This is a genomic window from Streptomyces sp. NPDC047981 (assembly GCF_040653315.1).
In the GTDB taxonomy this organism is placed as follows: domain Bacteria; phylum Actinomycetota; class Actinomycetes; order Streptomycetales; family Streptomycetaceae; genus Streptomyces.
The window spans coordinates 1-2,194 of the sequence record NZ_JBEZNQ010000188.1 but is presented as its reverse complement, the minus strand read 5'-3'; the positions used below and the strand labels follow the sequence as shown (position 1 = coordinate 2,194).

The 2,194-nt window shown below is 76.2% G+C and carries 2 protein-coding genes; both read right to left on the bottom strand.

The features are described 5' to 3' along the window. Positions 1 to 52: 52 nt before the first annotated feature. Positions 53 to 934: an NTP transferase domain-containing protein gene (locus AB0E14_RS39630; RefSeq protein ID WP_362430423.1), complete on the bottom strand. Its 882-nt coding sequence runs from the start codon at positions 932 to 934 to the stop codon at positions 53 to 55. Positions 935 to 1,056: 122 nt separating this feature from the next. Beyond that, a partial coding sequence (locus AB0E14_RS39625; RefSeq protein ID WP_362430420.1) for a dihydrolipoamide acetyltransferase family protein occupies positions 1,057 to 2,194 on the bottom strand: 1,138 nt, incomplete at its 5' end.

Sequence of the window (2,194 nt, the reverse complement as noted above, 5' to 3'; positions counted from 1 at the left end):
GCGACGAGGGCGAGGACCTCGTCGACGCCGTCGTCACCGTCGTCGTGGGGGGTCATCCGGCCGTGTCCCGCTCCGCTTCGGCGGCCCAGCGGTTGGCGAGGGCGGCGGCCTTGCGCGAGGCCTCCGCCACGGCCTCGCGGGCGGCCTCCGCACCGCCCGCGGCGCCGTCGGCGGCCGCCTTCGCCGCCGCGTATCCGACCAGGAAGGTGGTCAGCGGCGCGGCGGGGCGGGCGACCCCGTGGGCCGCGTCCCGGGCCAGATCGAGCAGCACGCCGGTGTCGACGTCGAGCTCGATGCCCAGTTCGGCCTTGACTGCGGTGATCCATTCGTCCAGCACGTTCCCATGCTCCCTGATCCTGGCCCGGGCCGCGGCGATGTCCTCCCAGGTGTCGCAGTCGAAGGAGGCGAGGGGACCCGCGGTGACCCGGACGATCCGCATCCCCTGAGTGAGCAGACGCAGCGGCAGCCCGGAGAGGCTGCCGTGCGTGGTCGTGAGGAGACCCATCTCACGGCGGAGGGCGTCGGTGCGGTACGCGGCGACGAGCGGCTGGTCGCGGCCGTCGGCGTCGACGAGGAGGGCCGCGTCGGCGTCGGGCGCGGCGGTCAGGGCGTCCAGGAGACGGCTGCCGGTCTCCTCGTCGAGGAACGGCAGGTCGGCGGAGAGCACGAGCACGGCACCGGCCGCGACCTCGCGCACGCCGGCGTCGAGCGCCGCCAGCGGTCCCCCGCCGGGCGGCTCCTCCCTGGCCCACACCACGGGCCGCACGGTCGCCCGCCGGTCCCCGACGACCACGGTGCGCCCGGCGGTCCGGCAGCCTGCGAGCACGCGGTCGAGCAGGGCCCGCCCGCCCACACGCACGCCGGGCTTGTCCACGCCACCCAGCCGTCTCGCCGCCCCGCCCGCGAGCACGACGGCGTCATACACGGTCGTCACCCCAGCAGTATGAGCCGCACACGCCCCAAGAGTCCCCGCCCGTCTCGGAGATCAAGACGCCGAGACGGCGGGCGGGGGCTCTTGGGGCGACAGGCCGGACTCTCGGGGGCGGTAGGCGGGGGTCAGAGCGTGCGGAGCAGTACCGCGGGGTGCTCCACGCAGTCCGCGACGTAGCGCAGGAAGCCGCCCGCCGTGCCTCCGTCGCAGACCCGGTGGTCGAAGGTCAGCGACAGCTGGACGACCTGGCGGACCGCCAGCTCGCCGTCGTGGACCCACGGCTTGGGGATGATCCGGCCCACCCCGAGCATCGCCGCCTCCGGGTGGTTGATGATCGGCGTGGATCCGTCGACCCCGAACACCCCGTAGTTGTTCAGCGTGAACGTCCCGCCGGTCAGGTCCGCCGGTGTCAGCGACCCCTTCCGCGCCGACTCGGTCAGCCGCGCGAACTCCTCCGTCAGCGACTCCGCCGTCCGGGTGCCCGCGTCGCGGACGACCGGGACGACCAGACCGCGTTCGGTCTGCGCCGCGAACCCGAGGTGCACAGACGGCAGCCGGACGATCTCCCGCGCCGCCATGTCCACCGTGGAGTTGAGCTCCGGGTACCGGGCGAGCGCGTGGGTGCAGATGCGGGCGAGCAGCGCGAGGAGCGAGATCTTCTGGCCACCGGCCGCGTTCATCGCGGCCCGCGCCGCCATGAGCTCGGTCGCGTCCGCGTCCACCCAGCAGGTCGCGTCCGGGATCTCCGTACGGCTGCGGGAGAGCTTGTCGGCGACGGCACCCCGGACCCCGCGCAGCGGCACCCTCTCGCCGACGGCCGCACCGGCACCGGCAGGCGTGGCGGCCACGGCCGGAGCGGGACGCGAGGCGGCCGTCTCGGCGGCGGCCACGGCGGACTCCACGTCGGCCCGCAGGATCAGTCCGGCCGGGCCCGAGCCCCGTACCGCCCGCAGATCGAGCCCCTTGTCCCGGGCGAGCTTCCGCACGAGCGGCGAGATCACCGGCACCGGGCCCTCGGACACCGCGGGGGCCTGCGCCGAGGCCGGCAGCTTCACGGGGGCGACGGCCGGAGCGACGGCCACCGGCGCGGCGGCCACCGGCGCCGCGGCCACCGGCGCCGCGGGGCTCTCGCGCCGCACCCGGCGACGCCTGGCCGCCGGTCCCGCCGTGCCGTATCCGACGAGCACGTTGCCGGAGTACTCCGAGGACTCCGCGGAGGCGGCCGCCACCGCCGCGCCGCCGCCCCCGACCCTGCCGGCCACC